The sequence below is a fragment of the Bradyrhizobium diversitatis genome, assembly GCF_016031635.1.
GTDB classification, from domain to species: Bacteria; Pseudomonadota; Alphaproteobacteria; order Rhizobiales; family Xanthobacteraceae; genus Bradyrhizobium; species Bradyrhizobium diversitatis.
Map to the genome: position 1 here is coordinate 13509 of NZ_JACEGD010000031.1, position 24457 is coordinate 37965.

The 24457-nt window shown below is 64.8% G+C and carries 26 protein-coding genes and 2 pseudogenes; 21 read left to right on the forward strand and 7 right to left on the reverse strand.

The window, feature by feature from the left end; all coding sequences use genetic code 11:
* Positions 1-14 precede the first annotated feature (14 nt).
* From H1B27_RS29190 to H1B27_RS29225, 8 genes are all read left to right on the forward strand, one after another.
* A complete protein-coding gene (locus tag H1B27_RS29190; RefSeq protein ID WP_376709007.1) occupies positions 15-482 on the forward strand; it encodes a nitrate reductase cytochrome c-type subunit in 468 nt (155 codons plus the stop codon).
* The gene (locus H1B27_RS29195) at positions 479-1132 is read left to right on the forward strand and encodes a NapC/NirT family cytochrome c (protein ID WP_061880770.1); all 654 of its coding nucleotides are present in this window, start codon (positions 479-481) and stop codon (positions 1130-1132) included. Before H1B27_RS29190 ends, H1B27_RS29195 begins: the two co-directional genes overlap by 4 nt.
* Positions 1133-1219: 87 nt before the next feature.
* Positions 1220-2335 carry an ATP-dependent DNA helicase gene (locus H1B27_RS29200; protein ID WP_197968448.1) on the forward strand — a complete coding sequence of 372 codons (1116 nt, stop codon included), beginning with the start codon at positions 1220-1222 and terminating at the stop codon, positions 2333-2335.
* Between the two features lie 99 nt (positions 2336-2434).
* Complete coding sequence (locus H1B27_RS29205) at positions 2435-3793, forward strand: lipase family protein (protein ID WP_197968449.1); 1359 nt, start codon at positions 2435-2437, stop codon at positions 3791-3793.
* Positions 3794-3988: 195 nt separating this feature from the next.
* The gene (msrA, locus tag H1B27_RS29210) at positions 3989-4693 is read left to right on the forward strand and encodes a peptide-methionine (S)-S-oxide reductase MsrA (RefSeq protein WP_197968450.1); all 705 of its coding nucleotides are present in this window, start codon (positions 3989-3991) and stop codon (positions 4691-4693) included.
* Between the two features lie 28 nt (positions 4694-4721).
* Positions 4722-5141: a peptide-methionine (R)-S-oxide reductase MsrB gene (msrB, locus tag H1B27_RS29215; RefSeq protein WP_197968451.1), complete on the forward strand. Its 420-nt coding sequence runs from the start codon at positions 4722-4724 to the stop codon at positions 5139-5141.
* A 106-nt stretch (positions 5142-5247) separates the two neighbouring features.
* A complete protein-coding gene (locus H1B27_RS29220) occupies positions 5248-5412 on the forward strand; it encodes a DUF3309 family protein (protein ID WP_035677634.1) in 165 nt (54 codons plus the stop codon).
* A 209-nt stretch (positions 5413-5621) separates the two neighbouring features.
* Positions 5622-5915, forward strand: a complete 294-nt coding sequence (locus tag H1B27_RS29225) for a hypothetical protein (RefSeq protein WP_027560969.1) — start codon at positions 5622-5624, stop codon at positions 5913-5915.
* A gap of 215 nt (positions 5916-6130) precedes the next feature.
* On the opposite strand, the gene H1B27_RS29230 is transcribed toward H1B27_RS29225, so the two are convergent.
* On the reverse strand, positions 6131-6673 hold the full coding sequence (locus tag H1B27_RS29230) for a DUF4112 domain-containing protein (RefSeq protein WP_197968452.1): 543 nt from the start codon (positions 6671-6673) through the stop codon (positions 6131-6133).
* Between the two features lie 58 nt (positions 6674-6731).
* Positions 6732-7157: a DUF5413 family protein gene (locus tag H1B27_RS29235; RefSeq protein WP_061880775.1), complete on the reverse strand. Its 426-nt coding sequence runs from the start codon at positions 7155-7157 to the stop codon at positions 6732-6734.
* A 145-nt stretch (positions 7158-7302) separates the two neighbouring features.
* Between H1B27_RS29235 and H1B27_RS29240 the strand changes: the two genes are divergently transcribed.
* The 3 genes from H1B27_RS29240 (at position 7303) to H1B27_RS29250 (ending at position 8337) form a co-directional block, all read left to right on the forward strand.
* Positions 7303-7545 (forward strand): hypothetical protein, encoded by a 243-nt coding sequence (locus H1B27_RS29240; RefSeq protein WP_197968453.1) that lies wholly within the window; start codon positions 7303-7305, stop codon positions 7543-7545.
* Positions 7546-7582: 37 nt separating this feature from the next.
* Positions 7583-7813 (forward strand): hypothetical protein, encoded by a 231-nt coding sequence (locus H1B27_RS29245; protein WP_197968454.1) that lies wholly within the window; start codon positions 7583-7585, stop codon positions 7811-7813.
* Between the two features lie 248 nt (positions 7814-8061).
* Entirely contained in the window at positions 8062-8337 is a 276-nt protein-coding gene (locus H1B27_RS29250; RefSeq protein ID WP_210343535.1) for a hypothetical protein, read from the forward strand.
* Between the two features lie 125 nt (positions 8338-8462).
* Here the strand turns inward: H1B27_RS29250 and H1B27_RS29255 are convergent, their stop codons facing one another.
* Positions 8463-10052 carry a hypothetical protein gene (locus H1B27_RS29255; protein ID WP_197968455.1) on the reverse strand — a complete coding sequence of 530 codons (1590 nt, stop codon included), beginning with the start codon at positions 10050-10052 and terminating at the stop codon, positions 8463-8465.
* 37 nt (positions 10053-10089) lie between these two features.
* Complete coding sequence (locus H1B27_RS29260; RefSeq protein ID WP_061880780.1) at positions 10090-11382, reverse strand: adenylosuccinate synthase; 1293 nt, start codon at positions 11380-11382, stop codon at positions 10090-10092.
* Positions 11383-11807: 425 nt separating this feature from the next.
* Here H1B27_RS29260 and H1B27_RS29265 point away from each other — a divergent pair, with 425 nt between their 5' ends.
* Complete coding sequence (locus H1B27_RS29265; protein ID WP_194389763.1) at positions 11808-12740, forward strand: DMT family transporter; 933 nt, start codon at positions 11808-11810, stop codon at positions 12738-12740.
* 190 nt (positions 12741-12930) lie between these two features.
* Here the strand turns inward: H1B27_RS29265 and H1B27_RS29270 are convergent, their stop codons facing one another.
* On the reverse strand, positions 12931-13320 hold the full coding sequence (locus H1B27_RS29270) for a DUF1330 domain-containing protein (RefSeq protein WP_197968456.1): 390 nt from the start codon (positions 13318-13320) through the stop codon (positions 12931-12933).
* 105 nt (positions 13321-13425) lie between these two features.
* Here H1B27_RS29270 and H1B27_RS29275 point away from each other — a divergent pair, with 105 nt between their 5' ends.
* Together H1B27_RS29275 and H1B27_RS29280 are read left to right on the forward strand one after the other, a co-directional pair.
* A complete protein-coding gene (locus H1B27_RS29275; RefSeq protein ID WP_197968457.1) occupies positions 13426-14343 on the forward strand; it encodes a DMT family transporter in 918 nt (305 codons plus the stop codon).
* Positions 14344-14451: 108 nt separating this feature from the next.
* A complete protein-coding gene (locus H1B27_RS29280) occupies positions 14452-15429 on the forward strand; it encodes a Bug family tripartite tricarboxylate transporter substrate binding protein (protein WP_197968458.1) in 978 nt (325 codons plus the stop codon).
* A 151-nt stretch (positions 15430-15580) separates the two neighbouring features.
* On the opposite strand, the gene H1B27_RS29285 is transcribed toward H1B27_RS29280, so the two are convergent.
* Positions 15581-17266 carry a methyl-accepting chemotaxis protein gene (locus tag H1B27_RS29285; RefSeq protein WP_061880784.1) on the reverse strand — a complete coding sequence of 562 codons (1686 nt, stop codon included), beginning with the start codon at positions 17264-17266 and terminating at the stop codon, positions 15581-15583.
* A gap of 252 nt (positions 17267-17518) precedes the next feature.
* Between H1B27_RS29285 and H1B27_RS29290 the strand changes: the two genes are divergently transcribed.
* From H1B27_RS29290 to H1B27_RS29320, 7 genes and pseudogenes are all read left to right on the forward strand, one after another.
* Positions 17519-18562, forward strand: coding sequence for a C-terminal binding protein (locus H1B27_RS29290; RefSeq protein ID WP_197968459.1), 1044 nt, complete (start codon positions 17519-17521; stop codon positions 18560-18562).
* Between the two features lie 86 nt (positions 18563-18648).
* Positions 18649-19995: an ABC transporter substrate-binding protein gene (locus H1B27_RS29295; protein ID WP_061880786.1), complete on the forward strand. Its 1347-nt coding sequence runs from the start codon at positions 18649-18651 to the stop codon at positions 19993-19995.
* 173 nt (positions 19996-20168) lie between these two features.
* Entirely contained in the window at positions 20169-21125 is a 957-nt protein-coding gene (locus tag H1B27_RS29300; RefSeq protein ID WP_061880787.1) for a carbohydrate ABC transporter permease, read from the forward strand.
* On the forward strand, positions 21118-22014 hold the full coding sequence (locus H1B27_RS29305) for a carbohydrate ABC transporter permease (RefSeq protein ID WP_061880788.1): 897 nt from the start codon (positions 21118-21120) through the stop codon (positions 22012-22014). Before H1B27_RS29300 ends, H1B27_RS29305 begins: the two co-directional genes overlap by 8 nt.
* A gap of 126 nt (positions 22015-22140) precedes the next feature.
* Positions 22141-23109, forward strand: coding sequence for an MBL fold metallo-hydrolase (locus H1B27_RS29310; RefSeq protein WP_197968460.1), 969 nt, complete (start codon positions 22141-22143; stop codon positions 23107-23109).
* A gap of 79 nt (positions 23110-23188) precedes the next feature.
* Positions 23189-23398 (forward strand): annotated as a pseudogene (locus H1B27_RS29315) (esterase-like activity of phytase family protein); the annotation flags it as partial.
* Positions 23390-23515: pseudogene (locus tag H1B27_RS29320) on the forward strand (carbohydrate ABC transporter permease); the annotation flags it as partial. The pseudogenes H1B27_RS29315 and H1B27_RS29320, both read left to right, overlap by 9 nt.
* A gap of 13 nt (positions 23516-23528) precedes the next feature.
* On the opposite strand, the gene H1B27_RS29325 reads toward H1B27_RS29320, so the two are convergent.
* Positions 23529-24422, reverse strand: coding sequence for a LysR family transcriptional regulator (locus H1B27_RS29325; RefSeq protein ID WP_061880791.1), 894 nt, complete (start codon positions 24420-24422; stop codon positions 23529-23531).
* Between the last annotated feature and the right edge of the window lie 35 nt (positions 24423-24457).

Sequence of the window (24457 nt, forward strand, 5' to 3'; positions counted from 1 at the left end):
GTGAACATGTCATGATGAACCGATCCGCAATCATCCTGCTCGCCTTCGCGATCTCGGCGGGCACGAGCTCCCTGACGGCGCAGACCGTCAGCTCAGGCCTGCGCGGCCCGACCCCGCTCAATGACGAGGGCCCGGCGCCGCCGATGCTGCCGAACCGCAACACCTCCGAGAAGGAGGTGCGCAACTATCCGGAGCAGCCGCCGGTGATCCCGCACAGTATCGACGGCTACCAGGTCGACCTCAACGGCAACAAGTGCCTGTCCTGCCATGCACGGGCGCGCACCGCGGAGTCGCAGGCGCCGATGGTCTCGATCACGCATTTCATGGACCGCGACGGCCAGTTCCTGGGCTCGGTCTCGCCGCGCCGCTTCTTCTGCACCGAATGCCACGTGCCGCAGAACACCGCCAATCCGCCGGTCAGCAACGATTTCGTCGACATCGACACGCTGCTGTCGCGCGCAAGCCCTGGTGGCCGCAGATGACGACGGCTGCTGACGAGCCCAACGCAGACCTGAAGGCCAAGCGCGGCTTCATCGCGCGGAGCTGGGCCTTCATGCTCGAGCTATGGCAGGTGCTGACCCGGCCGAGCTCGGTGTTCGCGCTCGGCACCCTGGTGCTGGCCGGCTTCGTTGCCGGCGTGATCTTCTGGGGCGGCTTCAACACCGCGCTGGAAATCACCAACACCGAGAAGTTCTGCACCGGCTGCCACGAGATGAAGGACAACGTCTACGCCGAGCTGAAGTCGACCGTCCACTTCACCAACCGCTCCGGCGTGCGCGCGACCTGTCCGGACTGCCACGTGCCGCACAACTGGACCGACAAGATCGCGCGCAAGATGCAGGCCTCCAAGGAGGTCTGGGGCAAGATCTTCGGCACCATCGACACCCGCGAAAAATTCCAGGATCACCGCCTCGAGCTGGCGGCGCACGAATGGGCGCGCTTCAAGGCCAATGATTCCCTGGAATGCCGCAACTGCCACAGCGCAGATTCCATGGACATCACCAAGCAGTCGCCGCGGGCCGCGGTCGCGCACCAGCGCTTCCTGTTCACCAAGGAAAAGACCTGCATCGACTGCCACAAGGGCATCGCCCACCAGCTGCCCGACATGCGCGGCGTTCCCGGCTGGCAGTAGGGCAGTCTACGCCGCTTGAACCGGCGGAGCGAATCGTTAGTTTTGGGGGATGGCGAATCGCCTCTTTCGCCCCTCCTCAAGACAGACATGGCCACTTTCACTCCGCATCAGGATGCCGCGCTCAAGGCCGTCGGCGACTGGCTCAAGGCCAAGCCGGGCCGCAACGGCACGCCGCCCGTGTTCCGCCTGTTCGGCTTTGCCGGCACCGGCAAGACCACGCTGGCGCGGCACATCGCCGAGGGCGTCGATGGCGAGGTGAAGTTCGCTGCCTTCACCGGCAAGGCGGCCCTCGTCATGCGCAACAAGGGCTGCGACGACGCCTCGACCATCCACTCCCTGATCTACCGCGCCCGCGAGTCCGGCGAGGAGCAGCCGAGCTTCGAGTTATGGGACGATGCGCCGGCTTCGAAGGCGAAGCTGATCGTGATCGACGAATGCTCGATGGTCGACGCCGAACTGGGGCGCGACCTGATGTCGTTCGACTGCCCGTTACTGGTGCTGGGCGATCCCGCGCAGCTGCCGCCGATCCAGGGCGGTGGCTTCTTCACCAATTCCGAACCGGACGCGATGCTGACCGAGGTGCACCGCCAGGCCCAGGACGATCCGATCGTGCGGATGTCGATGGACGTCCGCGAGGGACGCGAGCTCGACATCGGCCGCTACGGCGAGAGCGAGGTGGTGTCGCGGAAGGAGCTCGACCCTGACCGCGTGATGGGCGCCGACCAGGTGCTGGTCGGGCGCAACAACACCCGGCGCGCCTACAACATGCGGGTGCGCCAACGCCAGAACATCGAGGACCAGTTTCCGGTCGCCGGCGACAAGCTGGTGTGCCTGCGCAACAACCGCAAGAAGGGCCTGTTCAACGGCGGCCTGTGGCGCGTGAAGTCGCGCAACACCTCGCGCTCGAAATCGCGCATCCTGTCCATGCGGCTGTCGCCGGACGAGGATTTCGGCCACAAGGTGACGAAGGTCTCGGTGCGCGCCGATTGCTTCGAGGGCGGCATCGAGCAGATCGGCTGGGAGCAACGCAAACCCTATGACGAGTTCGACTACGGCTACGTGCTGACCGTGCACAAGTCGCAGGGCTCGCAATGGGACGATGTCGTGCTGTTCGACGAGAGCTTTGCGTTTCAGGATTCCAGGGCGCGGTGGCTCTATACCGGCATCACGCGGGCGGCGAAGCGGCTGAGCGTGGTGGTGTAGAGCTCGCCAATCTCCGGGTAAGCGGCTTCACCGAGATGCATTCATTGCCCGCTAGGCTTTGCGATGTATCCGTACGAAAACCGCACTGGAGTGGAGCGAATGACGGCGCGCGCAACAAAGTCTGAGCATCCCCATACCGATCTCGATGGTCTTACGGCGAGCCGTCGGGACTTCCTGAAATCGGCGAGCGCGGCAGCCGGTTCGCTCGCGCTGTCGATCACGGCTCCAGGGATTGCCCTCGCGGCGCCGGGCGGGTCGGTGCGAATCTCGAAGGAACGGCTCGATACGCTGGCGGCAAAATTCTATGCCGTCTTCAACGAAGGCAATATTCTGCCGGCGAGCTTTGCCGACAAGCATGCTGCGCGCCATGACGTCGAGCTGAGGCAGATCGTCACCTTCACCCGGATTCCGGAGACGGGCGAACGTGTCAAGGTCAGCGGCCTGCTTGCCGTCCCGGCGGGCGCGCGCGGCGCTCTTCCGGTCCTGTCATGGCAGCACGGCACGATCCTGTCGTTCGACCAGGTCCCCTCGAACCTGCTGCGGCTGGCCGACCAGACATATGAACTGCGCGACAATGTCGATTCGATCGAGACCTTGTTCAATGTGCAGCGCTTCGCCGGCAACGGCTATGCCGTCGTCGCGGCCGATTATGTCGGCAAGGGCCCCTATCGCAATGGCCGGAGCGAAGCCTATGCCGTGAAGAGAGCGACCGTGCAATGCTGCCTCGACATCCTGAAGGCGGGGCTGCTCGAGCTGCGGACACTGGGCCTGCGCCAGTCGTCCCTGTTCCTGAACGGTTGGTCGCAGGGCGCCCTGAACACGCAGTGGCTGAAGCAGGAGATGCAGCGCCGCGGCATCAAGGTGCGGGCGGCTGCGGCAGAAAGTCCGTTCAACAATCTCGCCGAGAGCTTTCACTACTGGGCGAACCCGGCGGCTTTTATTCCGGCCTCGGACAGCTCGTATCCGATGCCGCCGGCCTGGATCACGCCTTGCATGATCGTCCTACTCGGCAGCTATCGGCGCTATTACGGGCTCAATGATCTGTTCAAGACCGCGATCAAGCCGCAATATCAGGCGTTCGCGGAGAAGTACTGGTCCGATTACAGCCTCGAGGGCGAGATCGCGAAGAGCATTCCTCCCGCCGGCGATTTCCTCGTCGATGGCTTCTTCGATCGCTTCACCAGCGATACGAACAGCGCCCTCCAGCGCCGCCTCGGCGCCAACAGTGCGACCTTCTGGGATTATGATTCCCCGATCAGGTTCTATTACGGGCTGGCCGACGAGGCTCTGCATCCACGCCTCGTGCGGCCCGCAATCGCCGCCGGCGGACATTTCGCGGAGGGGGTTCCGGTCAAGGGCGCAAGCCATCGCGCCACGTTCCTGACGAGCCTCTATGGTGAGGCGGACGTGCTGAACGGACAGTCGACGGCGTTCGACTGGTTCAATTCGCTGGCGTGAGCGGGCGCGGGCGAGCGCGGCGTGCTGACGTCGCCCGCGCCGCCGGGCGATCGCGCCGTCACGATCTCGTGTCCGCCCCGACGTAACAATCGGCGGCTGCGTCCGTATCTCGGATGGTACGAAAACGCGGCCGGGCAGGCTGTTCGCCTGGTCCCGGCCGCCCTAGACTGTCAGCCCTTCCGAAAGAGGATTGCCATGCGCCGAACCGCCATCGCCTCCCTGCTCGCCGCAACCACCGCCCTGACGCTGGCATTCACGATGCCCTCCCGCGCCGCGGAGGATGCGGTCGTGATCCCCGCCCCCGCGCTGGACGCGGCGCCCGCGAGCGGCATCCAGACCGCCGTGATCGCCGGCGGCTGCTTCTGGGGCGTACAGGGCGTCTTCCAGCACACCGCGGGCGTCGTCAACGCGGTCTCCGGCTATGCCGGGGGCACCAAGGCGACCGCCGACTACCGGACCGTCTCGAGCGGGCGCACCGACCACGCCGAGGCGGTCGAGATCAAGTACGACCCGAAGAAGATCTCCTACGGCAAGATCCTTCAGATCTACTTCTCGGTGGTGCACGACCCGACCCAGCTCAACCGCCAGGGCCCGGACGTCGGCCCGCAATATCGCTCGGCGATCTTCACCACCTCCGACGAGCAGAAGAAGGTGGCGGAGGCCTATATCGCCCAGCTCAACAGTGCGAAGGTCTTCAACAAGCCGATCGTGACCAAGATCGGCGCGCTGGAGGCGTTCTATCCGGCGGAGGCCTATCACCAGGACTATCTGACGCTGCACCCGAACCAGCCCTACATCGCCTATAACGACATCCCGAAGGTCGAGAACCTGAAAAAGCTGTTCGCGGATAACTACATTGAGAAGCCGACGCTGGTGAACGCCAGCAAGGCCACCAACTGATCGAGATCACGAAAGAAACGGGAGACCCATGCCCGACACCAAAACGAAGATCACGGACGACAAGGTCATCAAGAGCGAAGAGCAGTGGCGGCGCGAATTGACGCCGATGCAGTACGCGGTGCTGCGCGAGAAGGCGACCGAGCGTCCCTTCTCGGGCGAATATGAGCACGACGAGCGCGTCGGCACTTATGTCTGCGCCGGCTGCGGCAATGTGCTGTTCGCGTCCGACGCCAAGTTCGATTCCGGCTGCGGCTGGCCGAGCTTCACCCAGCCCGCGGTCGAGAGCCATATCGACGAGGAGCGGGATACGAGTCACGGCATGATCCGCACCGAGGTGCTCTGCTCCAAATGCAGCGGCCATCTCGGCCATGTCTTCCCCGACGGTCCCGGGCCGACCGGCTTGCGCTATTGCATCAATTCCGCGGCGCTGAAGCTCGAGCCCAAATAACCTTGCGCGCTGCCGGGTTCCCCAGTGGAACCCGGCGGTGTGATGTGCTTTTCTTCCTTGGCGGTGCGGCCCATCAGCGCATTCGGCGGCCGCCAGGGAGGATGCCATGACGCTTGGGACCATCCTGATCATCCTGGTGATCATCTATCTGCTCGGCGGCCTGTCCGGCCGGTTCGGCGGCTACGGCTATGGTCTGGGCCATTCCGGCATGGGCATCGGCGGGGTCGTGCTGGTGGTGCTGATCGTGCTGCTGCTTCTTGGCAAGATGTGAACCACTTAAGTTGTTGAAATAATTCTATTTATTTCGCCCGCGGAGCTGCCATGCGTGGATTCATCATCTCGCGTCGCAGGGGTCGCATTTCTGTCAAATCGGCCTATATTAGGGGGCGAGAATGACATGCGGCGGGCCCGCCTGGCGGCTCCTGCCCTCCCCAACCCCACGCGCTTAAAGCCCCAGAGAAGATCACGAGGTCTTTGACCATGCGTCCACTGCGTCCGTTCAACTTCAACACCTCCGCCGAACTCTTTCCCGCCGCGATCCGCAAGAAGAAGCGCGCAGGTTTCACCTATCGCCGGTTCGGCACCGCGGCTGAGGCCGTGCAGTTCGCGATGGAGCAGTTGCCGACGGATTCGCTGAACGGCGCCTATCTCCAGGTCGAGGAAGCCCGCTTCGACCAGAACGGCATCCGCTCGCTGTACGAGAGCGAAGCCTTCCCGCTGCCCCGTCGGCCCAAGCCCGCGCCGGCCGCGGAGACCGACGCCGACGCGGCGTAAGCTTTTCGCTGAGCCTTACGATGTGCGCAGAAAGCGCGATGGCCGAAAGGTCGTTGCGCTTTTTGCGTTTTGGGCTTTCATGCTTCCACAGCGTCATGGCCGGGCTTGTCCCGGCCATCCACGACTTGCCTTGCGGGACGAAGAACGTGGATGCCCGGACAAGCCCGGGCATGACGACCTCGATTATTTTCATCCATTTGCGGAGAGGAACGGTCCTACATCCGCGGTTGCTTCTCCAGCCAGCGGCGGAGCAGGCGCACGTTGCGCATGTTGGCGCGGAACATCACGTCGAAGGCGTCGCCCGCGAACGGGACCAGGCCGACCACGCCGTCGAGCGCGACATTGCCGAGCATGCGCGCCGTGATGTGCCAGGGCGCGCCCAGCGCGCGGGCCTCGCGCACCAGCCACAGCGAGATCGCGGTCGTGATGATGTCGCCGACGACGGGGATCAGGCCGATCAGCCCGTCGATGCCGTAGCGGATGTTGGTGCCGGGCAGGATGAAGGCGACGTCGAGCAGCTTCGCGATCGCCTCGATACGCGCGATCCGCTGCTCGCGCGTCAGATTGCCGAACGGACTCGCCTGCCCGAACTCGAAGCCAAACTCGCGAAATCCCTGCTCCAGGCTCTCGGGCCTGATCTCGTGGCCTTCCTGGTCGATGATCGGCCCGCGCGCCTCCTTGCCGGAAAAGGGCGCACGCGAGCTGCTCCCCGTACGGGATCTGCGAGGAGCAAGGATGTCGTCGTCGGACATGGTCATGGTCTCTGGACAACGCGCCGCGGCGGCGGAGGTTGCCGCCGCGATCGAATGCCGCGCGTCAGGTCGGCGCCGCCGCTGCCTGCGGCTCCTCGACATAGCGATGCACGAGCCAGGATGAAATCGCCGCCGGCACGAATCCGACGAGGCCATACAGGATGAACTGCACCGCGCCCGAATCCGGCCCGCGCGAGCTGTAGGTGAGCGATGCCAGGACGAAAGCGAACAGGCCGACCAGAAGCATCCGCAAGCCCGGACCGATCCGGCGGATATGGATTAGGATGTCGTCGACCGCGCCGATCATCAGCGCGGGCAGGAAGCCGAACAGATAGCTGTATTGTAGGGTCTTGAAGAACACCGCGAACAGCTTGCCGACTTCGCCGAGGCTGGTCTGGGCCCAATAGCCGGACTGGTAGGTCGTCGTCAGCAGCAGCAGGAACCCGCCCACGAACGGGCCGACCAGCGCAAACACCAGATAGCGTTTCATCAGATACCCTCACCTTCGCCAATATTATAGCAGCGCAGCGGGAACCTTGAACAGCGGGGCGCCGGGCTCCGCCCGAGGGGAACAAGTGGCAAGGCGACGAGTTCATGCTGGACCTGAACTTGACCCTGGCAGATTGGAGCCGCCGATGTCCCCTCACCTCGTTCTGGCGACAATCATGGTGGCAGCCCTGGGCAGCCTCTCGAGTGTCCCCGCTTTCGCCCAAGGCCATATGGGCACGCCGCAGGAGCAGAAGGCCTGCTCGCGGGATGCATCGCGCTTCTGCCGCAAGGAGCTCGGCAACGACATGGCCGTGCAGAGCTGCCTGCAGGCCAACCGCGCCAAGCTGTCGCGCGCTTGCAGCAAGGTCTTTCAGAGCCACGGCATGTGAGGATCGGAACCCATCCCCGCGAACGGAGAGTGATGCCATGTTGCGCGACGAACAACTCTCGATCCTGCGGGACATCAGCCAATCCGTTGCCTTTGCCGACGAGCGGCAGGGCAAGGTCGGGCAACTGATCGCCGACGGCTACGTGATGAAGGACGGCGATCTGTTCGAGCTCACGGCGAAGGGTGTCACCGCCGTCGAGGAACACGCTGCCGCTCTCGGCGTAAGCGATGCGGAACAAGCGGGCGCATCCTCCGATCGGCTGATCTGATCGCGCGCGACGTGACTCGCGCGCAACAATTGCGAATTCCTTTGCGCCGGCCATTGCAGGCTCGTGACAATGGCGCATACTTCGCTCGGGCGGCGCAGCACTTTCGATTCGAGCATCAAGAGATCGAGCGACCACATGCGGGACCAGAGTTCCCGGCGTGAAGGCTGTGACGTACGGCAGATCAAGCCGCGTGCGGCGCCCCAAAAACCAAGTGGCTCAAGCCCTAGGGAAATCGGGGACCCATCCGCATGACACGCCATCAGACGATCGCTTCGCTCTTCGCTTTCGCCGTCACCAGCCTCGCACTCCAGACCTCGCCCGGCCTCGCCTTCTCATCCGAAGCACAGCAGATGTGCTCGGGCGATGCGATGCGGCTGTGCTCCAGTGAGATTCCGGACATTCCACGGATCACTGCCTGCATGGTGAGGAACAAGTCGCAGGTCAGCCCCGGCTGCCGCGCCGTAATGGACCGCGAGCACGCCGCTGCGGCGGCATCGCGCAAGCGCGAAGCGGCGGCGCGGTAGTTCAAGCTATCCGCAGCGTCATGGCCGGACCTCGTCCCGGCCATCCACGTCTCGTCCCGACGCACAAGGAACGTGGATGCCCGGGACACGCCCGGGCACGACGATCTCTCTGTCTAGAGAAGTGTCTAATCGCCCCACTGCGCGAAGGCGTCGTTGAAGGCGCGCTCGCCGGGGGCGCCCTTCTCGATTGCGATGATGGCGCGGCGCTGGTTGGCGTAGACCAGGGGCACGTCGAACCAGGAGCGCTCCTTCAAGAGCTGGACGTTGCGGGCGCGGTCGGCATCGACGTTGGAGAGGCCGACCAGGAAGAAGCCGTCGGTGACCTTGACCGCGAGGCCTGCGAGCGGCGTGCCGCGCGCCTGCTCGTTCGACTTCATCAGGATGCCGGGCACGTTGGAGACGCTGCCGCCCGGAAAATCCGGCGGCAGGATGAAGGTCAATTCCGCGGTGTGGCTCGCCGGCAGCGAGGAGTCGGTGTTGCGGCGGAACGACATCGTCATCTTGAACTTGCGGTCGGGGATCTCGATGTCGGCGCGCACGGCGACGTCGGCTTTCTGGTTGCCCGAGGCCTTGATCGGCTCGAGCCGCCACACCACCGAGCCGACATATTGCTTGCCCTTCGGATCGGACGGATCCTCGTCATAGAGCACGACCTTCTGCGCCACCGGCGCGACAGGCTGGTCGCTGGCCGAGGGCTGGCCAACGCGATCCGGGATCTTCGGCTTGCTTTGCGGCTGTGCCGGGCTCGGCGTCTCCACGACCTGAGTCGCGGACGGTTTGAGAAAGCCGTTGACGATCTGAACGGCCTGCTTGCCCCAGAGGATTCCGGCGCCGACCAGGATCAGCACGATGCCGACGGCGATCGCGCTCTTGAACGGAAATGCCGAGCCGGTGCGGACGCGCTTCTTGGCCTCGCCCTCGGTCGCGGCGCGCGGACGCGGCGACGGCGGCGCGTAGCGCTCGGCCTCCTCGATCGCTTCGTCGTAGGAATAGGGCGCCTCGGACTCGCCGGCGCGGTTCTCCAGGCTCGGCTCCAGCCGGTCGAATTCCGGCGAGGGCGAGGGCACGTTGGCATAGGTGCGGCGCGCGGCGCGGCTGGCCTGCGCGGCAGCGCCGCCGAGATCGTTGGCGTCGGCCGTGATGTCGCGGAAGCCGCGCACGCCGGGTGCCGGCGGCGGGGGTCCGACGTCGGACGGACGGCGCGCACCGGCGCGATCGCGCCCGGCGGGCGGCGGCTCCGGCGGCGGCGGGACGGACGGTCCCGGCGGGCGCGGGGCGTCGAAACGGGGAGCGCGGGGCGGGCGCGGGGCCTCGCCCTGCTCATCGACGCTGATTGACGGACGGTCGGCCCGCGGCGGCGTCGGGGCCGGTCGCGTGCGCGGCGGAGTTGGCTGAGATGCGGGAGCGTTGGCTTCGGCGGCGCGGGTGCTGGCCCGGCGAAAAGCATCGCCGCTGCTGCTGGAGCGGGCGCCGCCACCGGGGCGCGAGGCCTCGCGGGCGCGCTGGGCGGCCTCCGATTCGACCTTGCGAACGGCCTCTTCCAGCGACAGCCGTTCGCGCGTGATCTCGGATTCGGACAGCGGCGGCTGCACGCTCCGCAGCTGCGCGATCAGCGCCGTGCGCGCCCTCTCATAGAGCGCGCGACGGCTTTCGCCGGGAGCGTTGGGGTCCAAGGCGGCAATAGCGCGGGCGATCAGCGGATAGTAATCAGCCATTTCTACTCAACTATACGCGCGTCCCGGTAAGATATCGTTAAGCCTCAAACGGATTTTGCACGAGGATAGTATCTTCGCGTTCGGGGCTGGTGGAAAGCAGCGCGACCGGGCACCCCACCAATTCCTCGATCCGCCGGACATATTTGATGGCCTGGGCGGGCAGGTCGGCCCAGGACCGCGCGCTCGCGGTCGGCTCCTTCCAGCCCTCGATGGTCTCGTAGATCGGCTCGACCCGGGCCTGGGCGCCCTCGCCGGCCGGGAAATGGTCGATCTCCTTGCCGTCGAGCCTGTAGCCGGTACAGACCTCGATCGAATCGAAGCCGTCGAGGATGTCGAGCTTGGTCAGCGCGAGGCCATTGATGCCGCAGGTCCGGACCGCCTGGCGGACCAGCACGGCGTCGAACCAGCCGCAGCGGCGGGGACGGCCGGTATTGGTGCCGAACTCGCGGCCGCGCTCGCCGATCTTGCGGCCGATCTCGTTGTCCTGCTCGGTCGGGAACGGGCCCTGCCCGACGCGGGTCGTGTAGGCCTTGCACAGGCCGAGCACGTAGCCGACCGCGCCAGGCCCGAGGCCGGCGCCGGTCGCGGCCTGCGCCGCCACCGTGTTGGACGAGGTGACGTAGGGATAGGTGCCGTGGTCGACGTCGAGCAGCGCGCCCTGCGCGCCCTCGAACAGCATGCGCTTGCCGGCGCGCCGCTCGATGTCGAGCAGCCGCCACACCGTCTCGGCATAGGGCAGCAGCTGCGGCGCCATCGCCATCAGCTCTTTCAGGATCACCGCACTGTCGAATTCCGGCAGGTTGAGGCCGCGGCGCAGCGCGTTGTGGTGCGCCAGCAGGCGGTCGATCTTGTGCGGCAGGGTCTGATGGTCGGCGAGGTCCATCAGGCGGATGGCGCGGCGGCCGACCTTGTCCTCATAGGCCGGGCCGATGCCGCGGCGGGTGGTGCCGATCGCAGTTGCGGCGCTGGCGGATTCGCGGTGCGCATCGAGCTCGCGGTGCAGCGGCAGGATCAGCGTGACGTTCTCGGCGACGCGCAGATTGTCCGGAGAGACCGCAACGCCCTGCGCCCTGAGCTTGGCGACCTCGTCGAGGAAGGCGGAGGGATCGAACACCACGCCGTTGCCGATCACCGACAGCTTGCCCTCGCGCAGCACGCCGGAGGGCAGCAGCGCGAGCTTGTAGGTCTTGCCGTTGATCACCAGCGTGTGGCCGGCGTTATGACCGCCCTGGAAGCGGACGACGATGTCCGCCTGCTCCGACAACCAGTCGACGATCTTGCCCTTCCCTTCGTCGCCCCACTGGGCGCCGACGACGACAACATTGGCCATGCGCGGGTAATCCTTCGAAGATTTCTCTGTAAGTGGCATGATCCGAACGGAAAACCGGGATCCACTCTTCCGGGATCATGCCTGCGCCCAGCCCAATTCCCGGCCGAGGCCGTTCGCACGCGAGGCAGCCCAACCGGATAAAGGAAGCAGCCCCTCTAGGCAAGCAAGAACGGGGCTTTTTTCGGGCTCAACGCACGCTCCAAGCCTTTGATATCCCCCGAAAATCCAGAAACCTTCCGGGCCGGCGCAATGGCTTCGACCAAAGCGTGAGAGGCCGCCTTCGCCGCTGCATGGTCGCGATGCGTCCGCCCCCCATTGATGCAACCTCGATTTCCGTGTCTTTGGACAGCGCCGGGTGATCAGCCGGCCCGGGTCTCGCCGGGCCGGAGGCTTCGGCGTACTCCACGCGGGGCCCCAACAGCCACATGTCCGCCACCGGCCACACCACGAGCGCGGAAACATCCGGACACAGCTGGATCGCCAACCAGCCTTATCTGCTGCTCAGCATTACCGCGCTGTGCTGGGCCGGCAACGCCATCGTCGGACGGCTCGCCGCCGGACACATCCCGCCGGTCACGCTGTCGTTCCTGCGCTGGTTCTTCGCCTTCCTGCTGGTGCTGCCGTTTGCCTTCAAGCACCTCGTACAGGACTGGCCGGCGATCCGCGGCAAGCTCGGCCTGATGGTCACGCTCTCGGTCACCGGCATCGGCGCCTTCAACACGCTGCAATATTGGGCGCTGGAGCATACCCAGGCCCTCAACACGCTGCTGCTGCAGTCGGCCGCGCCGCTGCTGGTGGCGCTGTGGTCGCTGGTCATTCTCGGTATCCGGCTCACCGCGGCGCAGGCCTTCGGTGTGCTGCTGTCGATGTGCGGCGTGCTGACCATCCTGCTGCACGGCGATTTCACCACGCTGTCGAACATCGACTTCAACAAGGGCGACCTGATCTTCCTCCTCGCGCTCCTGATCTTCGCGCTCTATTCGGTGCTGTCCCTGAAGCGGCCGCCGATGCACGGCCTGTCGTTCCTCGCCTTCACCTTCGGCTGCGGCGCCGCCTGTCTCATTCCGCTGGAGATCTGGGAACTGTCCGCACGCCCGGTCATGAAGCTCGACGGGCCGAACCTGCTGACCCTGTTCTACGTCGCCGTCTTCCCCTCGGCGCTCGCCTATCTCTGCTTCAATCGCGGCGTGCGCCTGATCGGCGCCAACCGAACCGCGCCGTTCTTCCACGTCGTGCCGGTGTTCGGCTCGATCATGGCGATGGTGTTTCTGGGCGAACACCCGCAGGCGTTCCACTTCATCGGCTTCGCCCTGGTGCTGGCGGGCGTGTTCGCAGCGTCAAGGAAGCAGGCGACGTAGCTCTTCCTTCTCCCCTTGTGGGAGAAGGTGACGCGAAGCGCCGGATGAGGGGTATCCATACGCACATTCCAATGAGAGTTGGACTCGCGGAGAGAAACCCCTCACCCGTCTCGCCGCTTCGCGGCGAGCCACCCTCTCCCACAAGGTCCCACAAGGGGAGAGGGGAAGAGCGCGCCGCGCGACGGACAGCCTACTTCGTCTTGAACTTGCTGTAGGCCTCGCTCGTCGCGATGATCACGTGCTCGGCGCAGCCGTTGACGCGATGCGGATCGGCCTCGCGCTCGTAAGCCTCGGACGTCATCATGTCGAGGAAGGCCGCGACCGTCGGATAATAGACCAGCGCCACAAAGTCCCATTCGTTGCCGTCGTGCGGACCGAGCGCAACCGCCTTGGCCTCGCCGGTCCAGAGCAGCGTGCCGCCGCGTGCCCTGATCATCGGCACCGTGATCGCGCTGTAGCGAAGATAAGCGTCCCAGCCGGATCCGTCGCCGTCGCGCGAACGCGCATGGAATCGCATCAGGTTCAGCATCACCACCGGCGCCTGCGGATCGAGTTGCTCCAGGCCCACAATGTTCAACATATTGACCGCCAATGGCACCTCCTCGGGTCATGCCTGCATTGTAGCATTGCGGCCCTGTGACTTGTGTCACAACGACAATCCGGCGCAAGCTTTCATGCAACGCCAATGACGACCGCCTCGCCCGCGCCACCGGCCTCGAATCCGGCCAGTTGGCTCAACAACCAGCCTTATCTGCTGCTCAGCCTGACCTCGCTGTTCTGGGCCGGAAACATCGTGCTCGCACGCCATGTCGGCGCGCATGTGCCGCCGCTGACGGTGACCACGATCCGCTGGTACGGCGTGTTCCTCATCCTGTTGCCGTTCGCCTGGCCGCATCTGAAGCGCGACTGGCCCGCCCTGCGCAGGAGCCTGCCCTTGATGCTGTTCCTGTCGCTGGTCGGCTTTGCCTTCAATAACGCGATCTCGTACTGGGCAATGCAATACACCGAGGCGCTGAATGCGCTTCTGATCCAGTCGGCAGGTCCCCTGTTCGTGGCGCTGTGGTCGCTGGTGCTGTTCGGCGTGCGGCTGACCGGCGCGCAACTCGGCGGCATCGCAATCTCGCTGCTCGGCGTGCTGATCATCATCCTGCGCGGCGATTTCGCCGCGCTCGCGAGCATCAGCTTCAACAGGGGCGACATCATGTTCGCCTCCTCGCTGGTGGCGTTCGGCATCTACTCCGCCTTCATCCCGCGGCGGCCGAAGATCCATCAGTTCTCCTTCCTGTCCTTCACCACCTGCTGCGGCGCGACGATGCTGCTGCCGACGGCGATCTGGGAGGCGGCAAGCGGCCGCGTGCTGCAATTCGACGGGATCACGCTGGCGACGCTGGGCTACATCCTGATCTTTCCCTCCACCCTCGCCTACCTCTTCTTCAACCGCGGCGTGGCGCTGATCGGGCCGAACCGGGCGGCGCCGTTCTTCCATCTGGTGCCGGTGTTCGGCTCGGCGATGGCGATCCTGCTGCTGGGCGAAAAGCTGCAAGCGTTCCACCTGATCGGCTACGTGCTGGTGCTCGCCGGCGTCGTGATCGCATCGCGCTAGGGCTCGGCGGTGAAGTAATTCCACGTGACGGGCGGCAAACTCACGCCTTTCGATTTCATTGAAGAGACGCTAGGTTCCCCGCCAACGAAAAAGAGGGAACGACTCAAGATGATTTCAAGGCTGATTCGAAACTTGCGCACCATCGGCGCGGCCGCGCTGTGTCTTGCCGCCGCATCCACCGCTCAGGCCGACAACTATCCGAGCCGCAACATCACGCTGGTGCTGCCGTTCGCGGCCGGCAGCGGAACCGACACCACGACGCGGCTGATCTCGCAGCACCTGTCGCAGGCTCTCGGCGTCGGCATCGTGATCGAGAACAAGGCCGGCGCCAACGGCATGCTCGCGGCGACCTATGTCGCGAAGGCCGCTCCCGACGGCTACACGCTGCTGGTGACCACCAACACCACGCATTCGGCCAATCCCTATCTGCTCAAGAGCCTCACCTACGATCCGGTCAAGGATTTCACCCCGATCGCGCGCACCGGCGACCTGCCGTTCATGCTGGTCATCAATCCGGAAGTGCCGGCCAAGTCCGTCGCCGAGCTGGTCGCGTACGGCAAGGCCAATCCGGGCAAGCTGAGCTACGCATCGGGCTCGTCGTCGGCGATCGTCTCGGGCGCGACCTTCGCGCACAATGCCGGGCTCGACCTCCTGCACGTGCCCTACAAGAGCTCGCCCCCGGCGCTCAACGACGTCATGGGCGGCCGCGTCTCGATGATGTTCGTCGACATCCTGACCGGCCTGCCCCACGTCAACGGCAACGCGCTACGCGCGCTCGCGGTCACCACGAAGCAGCGCTCGCCGCTGGTGCCGCATCTGCCTTCGATGCAGGAGGCCGGCGTGCCCGACTTCGACATCTCGTCCTGGCAGGGCTATTTCGGCCCGGCCGGCATGCCGAAGGAGATCGTGACGCGGCTCAATACCGAGATCAGGAAGATCGTCGAGAATCCGGAGATCAAGGCCAAGCTCGCCACGCTCGGCATGGATGCGTTCTCGGGGACGCCGGAGCAGCTCGGCACATTCGTGAACGAGCAGCTCGTGCTGTGGGAGAAGCTGATCACGAACGCGAAGATCGAGAAGCAGTAGCGCACGCGCAAATGCCACGTACTCCACATCTTCCGTCATGGCCGGGCTTGTCCCGGCCGTCCACGGATATCCGTGCGCGCGGTGCCCGAGAACGTGGATGCCCGGGACAAAGCCCGGGCATGACGACCGCGTAGAGTTCTTGCGCGACGAGTTACGCCGCCCGCACCTTGGCGAGGAAGCCATCCACCGCGTTGCGCAGCGCGCCGGATTGGCTGTCCAGTTCGCGTGCGTTGGTGAGCACGTCGCCGGCCGCTGTGCCGGTCGCTTCCGCGGCCGAGGTGACGCTGCCGATATTGGCGTTGATCTCGCTCGAACCGGCCGCGACCGACTGGATGTTGCGCGCGATCTCGCGCGTCGCCTCGCCCTGCTGCTCGATCGACGCGGAAATGCCCGCGGTGATCTCGCTCATCTCGGCGATGGTCTGGGTGATGCCGGAGATGGCCGTGACCGCGTCGCTGGTCGAAGTCTGCATCGCCGCGACCTGTGCGGAGATCTCCTCGGTCGCCTTCGCCGTCTGGTTGGCGAGCGCCTTGACTTCGGAGGCGACGACCGCGAAGCCGCGGCCGGATTCACCGGCACGTGCCGCCTCGATGGTGGCATTGAGCGCGAGCAGATTGGTCTGCGCAGCGATCGAATGGATCAGCTTGACGACTTCGCCGATCTTCTCGGCGCCGGTCGAGAGCACCTGCACGGTGGCGTTGGTGCGCTCGGCGTCACTGACGGCGCGGCTCGCGACCTCGGTCGAGCGGGTGACCTGACGGGAGATTTCCGCAACCGAGCTCGACAGCTCTTCGGCGGCCGCCGCGACCGTGCCGACGTTGCCGGAGGCCTTTTGCGAGGCAGCGCCGACCGTCGCGGCACGCGAGGAGGCGTCGCTGGCGGTTGCCGTCATCGACTGCGCCGTCGTCTGCATGCCGGCGGCGGCCGAGGAGACCGAACGGACGATGCCGTTGACGCTGCGTTCGAAGTCGTTGGCGATCTCTTCCATCGCGCTGCGACGTTCCGCCGCGGCGCGCTCCTTCGCCTCCGCCTCGGTCTTCTCGAGATCGCGGATGCGGACCGCATTGTCCTTGAAGATCTGCACGGTCGAAGCCATCGCGCCGACCTCGTCACCGCGACCGACGCCGGGGATGTCGCCCTCGAGCTTGCCCTCGGCAAGATCCTTCATGCGGGCGCCGAGCAGCGCCAACGGACGGCTGATGCTGCGACCAAGCAGCCAGGCGACACTGCCGGCCACGATCACGATGCCGAGCATGGCAAGGCTGAGCATCCAGTAGACCGGACCCATCTTGGCGTCGATGTCGTCGAGATAGGCGCCGGTACCGAGATACATGTCGAAGCCGGGCACCGCCACCGCGTAGCCGATCTTGCGGATCGGCTTCTCTTGCCCCGGCTTCATATACTCATAGTGCAGCAGGATCGATCCCTTCGCCTTCACACCCTCCATCAGTTCGAGGGACAGCTTGCGGCCGTTGGTCACGACGTCCATTCGGTTGGCGCCGATCACCTTCGGATCGGGTGCGAGCTGCGTGATGCCGTCGTAGGAGGTGCCGAACAGATAGCCCGCCCCGTTGTCATAGGTCATCGCGTTGCCGTAGCGGCGAATCTCGGCCATCGCGGCGTCCTTCGTCATCTCGCCGGCATCGACGCGCTTCTTCAACGCGGCGGCATAATTGCGCGCCAGCTCGACGATCGCCTTGGCCTGGTCGATGCGCGCCTCCACCATCTCCTGCTTCATCAGGTAACCGGCAAGGACACCGGAGACGCACAAGCCGAACAAGGTGACGCCGACAAGAATGCCCAGCTTGGGCGCGATCTTCAGATTGCTCAACTTCACAGGTTAGCTCCGGCAATAAAGGGATACGGGCACGCGACGAGATCGATCAAAATCGAATCAAGTTTTAGTGGGGGAGCCCTTAGCAAGTTACTTACGTGCCTCCGTAGAAGCCCGGACCGCGCACGGAAAAACGGAAATATACCTGGCTCACGACAACCGGGAATTGTACGCACTCGCCCCGATTTCGCGTAAAAGACGCAAAGGCCCGCCACGAAGGCGGGTCACAACAAGAAACCAAATCGGGAGCATGACATGCCGAAATACAAGGTGGTGACGCCGAAGGGTGCGAGCTTCACCGTCGCGGGCAGCGATTATTCCTACGAGCGCGAGGCGCTCGATCCGATCGATGCCGAGATCGTCGAGGCGCCCGCCGACGAGGCCGGGTTCATCGCCGCCGCGAAGAATGCCGACGCGATCTACGCCAAGGGCATCCCGATCACCAGGTCGATCATCGACGCGCTCGAGAGCTGCAAGGTCATCACGCTCGGCTCGGTCGGCGTCGACAGTGTCGACGTCAAGGCCGCCACCGCGCGCGGCATTCCCGTCACCAACATCCCCGACACCTTCATCGAGGAGGTCGCCGACCACGCCATGATGCTGCTGCTCGCGGGCTTCCGTCGCCTGGTCGAGCAGGACAGGATGGTGCGCAGCGGCCGCTGGGCCGAGGGCCGGCCGGCGCTGCTCAAGATCCCGAGGCTGATGGGTCAGACGCTCGGCTTCATCTCGTTCGGCCGCGTGGCGCGTGCAGTCGCGAAGCGCGCGGCGCCGTTCGGCCTGCGCATGATGGCCTACGATCCCTTCATCCAGGAAACGCTGATGTACGACCACGGCGTGATCCCGGCGACGCTGAACGAGGTGCTGTCGCAATCCGACTTCGTGTCGATGCACGCCCCGGCGAGGCCGGAGGTACATCACATGCTGACCGAGAAGCATTTTCGGCAGATGAAGAAGGGCTCGATCTTCATCAACACCGGGCGCGGCGCCACCGTGGACGAGGAGAGCCTGATCAAGGCATTGCAAGAGGGCTGGATCGCGCACGCCGCCCTCGACGTTCTGGAGAAGGAACCGCCCTCGCACAACAATCCGCTGCTCGGCATGGAGAACGTGACCCTGACCGCCCATGTGGCGTCGGCCTCGGCACGGTTTGACGAGGCACGCAAGCGCCGCGTGGGCTACGAATTGTCACTGGTGCTCCAGGGCATGTGGCCGGTAAGCTGCGTCAATCCGTCGGTGCTGCAGAACACCGCGCTCCGCCGCTGGCAGCCCGTCAGCATGGACCGGGGACCGAACAGCTAGGCGGGCGGCGCAGAACGCGCCGACGACCGAAACGGCCCTTCACCGGCGATCAACGCCGGGAAGGGAGACATCATAGGGAGGAACCGATGAGGAACGACATCACACGTCGTGACGCCTTGGCGCTGGGCCTGTCCGCTGCAACGCTCGCAGCCACCGGTGCTGCAGCGCAAACATCCAATATCAAGGCCGCCGACGTGGCGGCACCCAAGCGCGAGATCGAGAAGGGCGCGTCCCTGCGCATGCTGCGCCCGGTGCGCTTCGTCCAGGCCGACGAGGACGTGTTCCGCGCCAATGCTGCAAAATTCACCAAGGAGACCGGGGTCGAGGTCAAGGTCGACTTCGTCGGATGGGAGGACATCAACCAGCAGACCGCCGTGACCGCCAATTCCGGCGCCGGTCCCGACATCATCATCGGCTTCTCGGATGCGCCGCACATCTACATCGACAAGCTGATCGAGCTGACCGACGTCGCCGACTATGTCGGCAAGCGGTATGGCGGCTGGCTGCCGCTGGCGCAACGCTACGGCAAGAAGAACAAGAGCGACGCCTGGATCGGACTACCGTTCGGTGCCACCGCGGGCCCCCTGATCTACCGCAAGTCGATCCTGCAATCGGTCGGCTTCGACAAGGTGCCGGAAGACCATGCCGGAATCATCGACCTGTGCCAGAAGCTGCACAAGGCCGGCAAACCGGCCGGCTTCGCGCTCGGCAACGCCAAGGGCGACGGTAACGGCTTCGCAAACTGGGCGCTATGGTCGCACAACGGCTCCCTGCTCGACGAGGAAGGCAACGTCGTCATCAACAGCAAGGAGACGATTGCCGCGCTGAACTGGGTCAAGCAGCTGTACCCGACCTTCATCGCCGGCACGCCGTCATGGAACGACGTCAGCAACAACCGCGCCTACTCCTCGCAGGAGATCTCGCTGACCGCCAACGGCGTCTCGCTGTACTTCTCGCTGAAGAACGACCCGGCGACCAAGGCGATTGCCGAGGACAGCGAGCATCAGCTGCTGCCCAAGGGTGTTGCGAAGATCTCGCCCATGGCGGGCCTGACCCTGAACGCCATGGTGTTCAAGCACAGCCAGTACCCCAACGCCGCCAAGGCCTTCCTGCAATACATGCTGGAAAAGGACCAGTACGAGCCGTGGCTCAATGCCAACTCCGGCTACTGGTCCCAGCCGCTGGCCGCCTATGCCGAGGCCGCCGTGTGGTCGCAGGATCCCAAGGTGAAGCTGTTCAAGGACACCATGAACAGCACCTATTACGATGGCTACAAGGGCCCGATCTCGACGGCCACGGGTGCCGTCAGCGCCGACTACGTGCTGATCCAGATGTTCGCGTCCGTCGCAACCGGCGCTGCCACTCCGGAGGCCGCCGCAGCAGAGGCCGAGCAGCGCTGCAAGCGGTACTTCCGGCGGCAAGCCGCGAAGTAACGCCCGATAACGCGGCCGTCATTGCGAGGAGCAATGACAAGCCGTCATTCCGGGATGGTGCGCAAGCACCAGACCTCAGGTGCGCAAATGCGCACCGGGAATCTCGAGATTCCGGGTTCGATGCTGCGCATCGCCCCGGAATGACCTTGGAGCCCTGAAAAGACAAAGGTCCGATGTCCGTAACCGCACTTTCAACCCACGGCGCGATGGCCCGGCAGCCCTCCTGGCTGGTCCGCCTGTTCGACTACAAACCGTTCCTGATCGTGATGTGCCTCGCGCCCGCGATCGGGCTGCTCACCGTGTTCCTGACCTATCCGCTTGGACTCGGCATCTGGCTCGCCTTCACCGACACCACGATCGGCCGGCGCGGCACCTATGTCGGCCTGGAAAACTTCCAATATCTGCTCACCGATCCCTTGTGGTGGAACGCAGTGTTCTACAGCGTGGTCTATACGGGAGTCGCGACCTTCGGGAAGTTCGCGCTCGGCTTCTGGCTGGCGCTCCTGCTCAACAATCATTTTCCGTTCAAGAGCCTCTTGCGTGCGATCATCCTGCTGCCGTGGATCGTGCCGACCGTGCTCTCGGCGCTGGCATTCTGGTGGATCTACGATCCACAGTTCTCGATCATTTCCTATCTTTTGGTCGACGTGCTGCACTGGCGGTCGAGCAATATCGACTTCCTCGGCTCGCCCTGGCCGGCGCGCTTCTCGCTGATCGCCGCCAACATCTGGCGCGGCATTCCCTTCGTCGCGATCTCGCTGCTGGCGGGCCTGCAGACCATTTCGCCCTCGCTCTACGAGGCCGCGATGCTCGACGGCGCCAGCGCCTGGCAGCGCTTCCGCTACATCACCTTCCCGATGATGATGCCGATCCTCGCCATCGTCATGACCTTCTCGATCATCTTCACCTTCACCGATTTCCAGCTGGTCTACGCCATCACCCGCGGCGGTCCCGTGAACTCGACGCATCTGCTGGCGACGCTGGCCTTCCAGCGCGGCATCGCCGGCGGCGAGCTCGGCGAAGGCGCGGCGATCGCGGTTTCGATGATCCCGTTCCTGGTGTTCGCGACGCTGTTCTCCTATTTCGGCCTGGCGCGACGCAAGTGGCAGCAGGGAGAGGCCAATGACTGACACCGTCGCGCAACCGACCGCGGACGCCAAAGCCGCGCCCGACACCATGGCCTGGGATTCCGGGCTGCGGCGGCTGATGATGATCTACCTGCCGCTCGGCTGCTTCGTGCTGATCCTCTTGTTCCCGTTCTACTGGATGGCGATCACCTCGTTCAAGCCGAACGCGGAGCTGATGAACTACAAGGACAACAACCCGTTCTGGATCTCCTCGCCGACGCTCGCCCACATCAAGCACCTGCTGTTCAACACCGCCTATCCGCGCTGGCTGACGACGACGATGCTGGTCGCGGTCGGCTCGACCACGCTGTCACTGATCGCGAGCACGCTGGCCGCCTACGCCATCGAACGGCTGCGCTTCCGTGGCAGCCCCTATGTCGGCCTCGGCATCTATCTCGCCTATCTGGTGCCGCCGTCGATCCTGTTCATTCCGCTCGCCACCGTCGTCGTGCAGTTCGGCCTGTTCGACTCGCCGCTTGCCCTGATCCTGGTCTATCCGACGTTCCTGGTTCCGTTCTGCACCTGGCTGCTGATCGGCTATTTCAAGTCGATCCCCTACGAGCTCGAGGAGTGCGCGCTGGTGGACGGTGCGACACGGCTGCAGATCCTGCGCCGGATCACGCTGCCGCTCGCGGTGCCCGGCCTGATCTCGGCCGGCATCTTCTCCTTCACGCTGTCCTGGAACGAGTTCATCTACGCTCTCGCCTTCATCCAGAGCGGCGCCAACAAGACCGTGCCGGTCGCGATCCTGACCGAGCTCGTCACCGGCGACGTCTATCAGTGGGGCGCACTGATGGCGGGATCGCTGCTCGGCTCGCTGCCGGTCGCGATCTTCTACTCGCTGTTCGTGGATTACTACGTCTCCTCGCTGACCGGCGCGGTGAAGGAATAGCTGGCCGCCTCGCACGAACGATCGTGCTATCGTGATAGATGGCATGCCTGCTCCGATGCTACCCGCTGGACCGGCGGCGGGGGAGCGTTGGCGTTATCGGTACTCGCTCCAGAAAGCGAGGATTTCATGGGATCGTCAAAACTCCCCTCAATGTCCAGACGAGGCTTTTGCCTGTGCTGCGTCGGCGGTGCTTTCGCCGCCACGACAGGCTGGCTTACACCGAGGCAGGCATATGCCGAGGCCCGCGGTATCGTCAGCCTGATCAAGGACAGTGCTGCGACATCTCCGATCACGACCTACAAGCTGCGCAACAACATCAGCGTGCTCGAAGGGTCCGGCGGCAATATCGCGGTGCTGACGGGCCCGGACGGAAAGCTGCTGGTCGACGCCGGCATCGGCGTCTCGCGCCCTCAGCTCAGCAAGGCCCTCGCCGAGCTTGGCGGCGAGCCGGTTGCGCATCTGATCAACACGCATTGGCACTTCGACCATGCCGACGGCAATGAGTGGCTGCATGCGGCGGGTGCGAAGATCGTAGCCCACGAGAACACCCGCAAGCATCTCTCTGGCATCCAGCGAGTCGAGGACTGGGACTACAATTTCCTCCCCTCTCCCGCCGGCGCCTTACCGGCCGAGGTCTTCGCCAGGGAGCACAGGCTGAAGCTCAACGGCGCGTCGATTTTGCTAAAGCACTACGGACCCGCGCACACCGATAGCGATATCTCCGTCTCGTTCGCCGAGGCCAACATCCTGCATGCAGGCGATACCTATTGGAACGGCATCTACCCCTTCATCGACTATTCCACCGGCGGCAGCATCGACGGCATGATCTCGGCATCCGACGCCAATCTCGCCGCGACCAAAAGCGATACCATCATCATCCCCGGTCACGGCAAGCCGGTCAGCAACAAGGCCGAGCTCCAGGAATTCCGCGACATGCTGGTCGCCATCCGCGACAATGTCCGCAACCTCAAGAAGCGGGGAAAGACGAGGGACGAGGCTGTTGCCGCCAAGCCGACCGCAGCGTTCGACGCGAAATGGGGGCAGTTCGTCGTCGATCCCGGCTATTTCACCAAACTGGTCTACGAAGGCGTGTGAAGCGCTGTGGTATTTGGGCCGGATTCACAAAACTGCAACGTGCCATCATAAGGCGTGCGTCCGCCAACGAGAGAAGCACATGCGCGCGACTTCTCTCAGCACCGTCGCAACGATCATCCTCACCGCCAGTTCTGTGCTGGCGCAGAGCGAAGGCGAATTCCCGGCCAAGCTCGCCGGCCACGTGACGATGCCTGCCGAGTCGCTCATCGACGCACCTGCCGACGCGCCCGCCGATCTCAACGCCTCAGGCAAATACACCACCGGCAAGCGCGTCGACGCGCTCGTCACCGGCGACGTCTACCAGTGGGGCGCGCTGATGGCGGGATCGCTGCTCGGCTCGCTGCCGGTTGCGATCTTCTACTCGCTGTTCGTGGATTACTACGTGTCCTCGCTGACTGGGCGGTGAAGGAGTAGCAAAACTAGGCCAGCCGCGCCTTGAGGCGCGGCGTGGCCCAATCCAGAAAGGCGCGGAGCTTGAGCGGTGCAGGCTTTCGCTCCGCGTAGACGATATGCACAGGCCAGGGCGCCTGCTCGAATTCCTCCAGCATGAGGACGAGCTTGCCGGAACGTCGCGCCGCCTCCATCTTGTAGGACATCACGCGCGTGACGCCGGCACCTGCAACGGCAGCTTCGACCGCCGCTTCCGAGTCGCTCACCGTCAATCTCGACCGTATCGGCACCGTGACTTCGCTGCCGTCCTTGACGAACTTCCAGCTCTTCTGCGCCGCATGGCTGTCGACGCCGATACAATCGTGCGACGCGAGATCGGCGGGCTCGCTCGGGTGCCCCCGCTTCACGAGGTATCCGGGACTGGCGCAGAGCACGAACCGGACCGAGCCGACCCGCGTCGCGATCAGGTTGCTGTCCGGCAGACTGCCGATACGAACCGACACATCGATATTCTCGTGGACGGTGTTGACGATGCGATCGGTAAGGACGAGCCGCAGCGCGATCTCGGGATAAGCCTCCATGAACTCGAGCGCGATCGGCAGAAGGTGCATGTGGCCCAGTCCCCACGGCGCCGTGACCGCGAGATCGCCCCTCGGACGTCTGTACTCGCCGGAGACCTCCCTCTCGGCATCGTCCACCTGCTCGATGATCCGCTTGCAGGCCTCGATATAGGATCGTCCCGCATCGGTCAGCGTCATCTGGCGCGACGACCTCTGAAACAGCTGGGCGTTCAGCCGCGCCTCCAGCTCGGCAACCGTCCGGCTGACCGTCGCGACCGGCATCCTGAGGCGCCGGGAGGCTGCCGAGAAGCTTCCTGTTTCATTGACGGCGATGATCACCGACATCGCCTCCAGCCGGTCCATCAGACGCGTCTTTCCGTAACCTGAGAAGTAGCTTC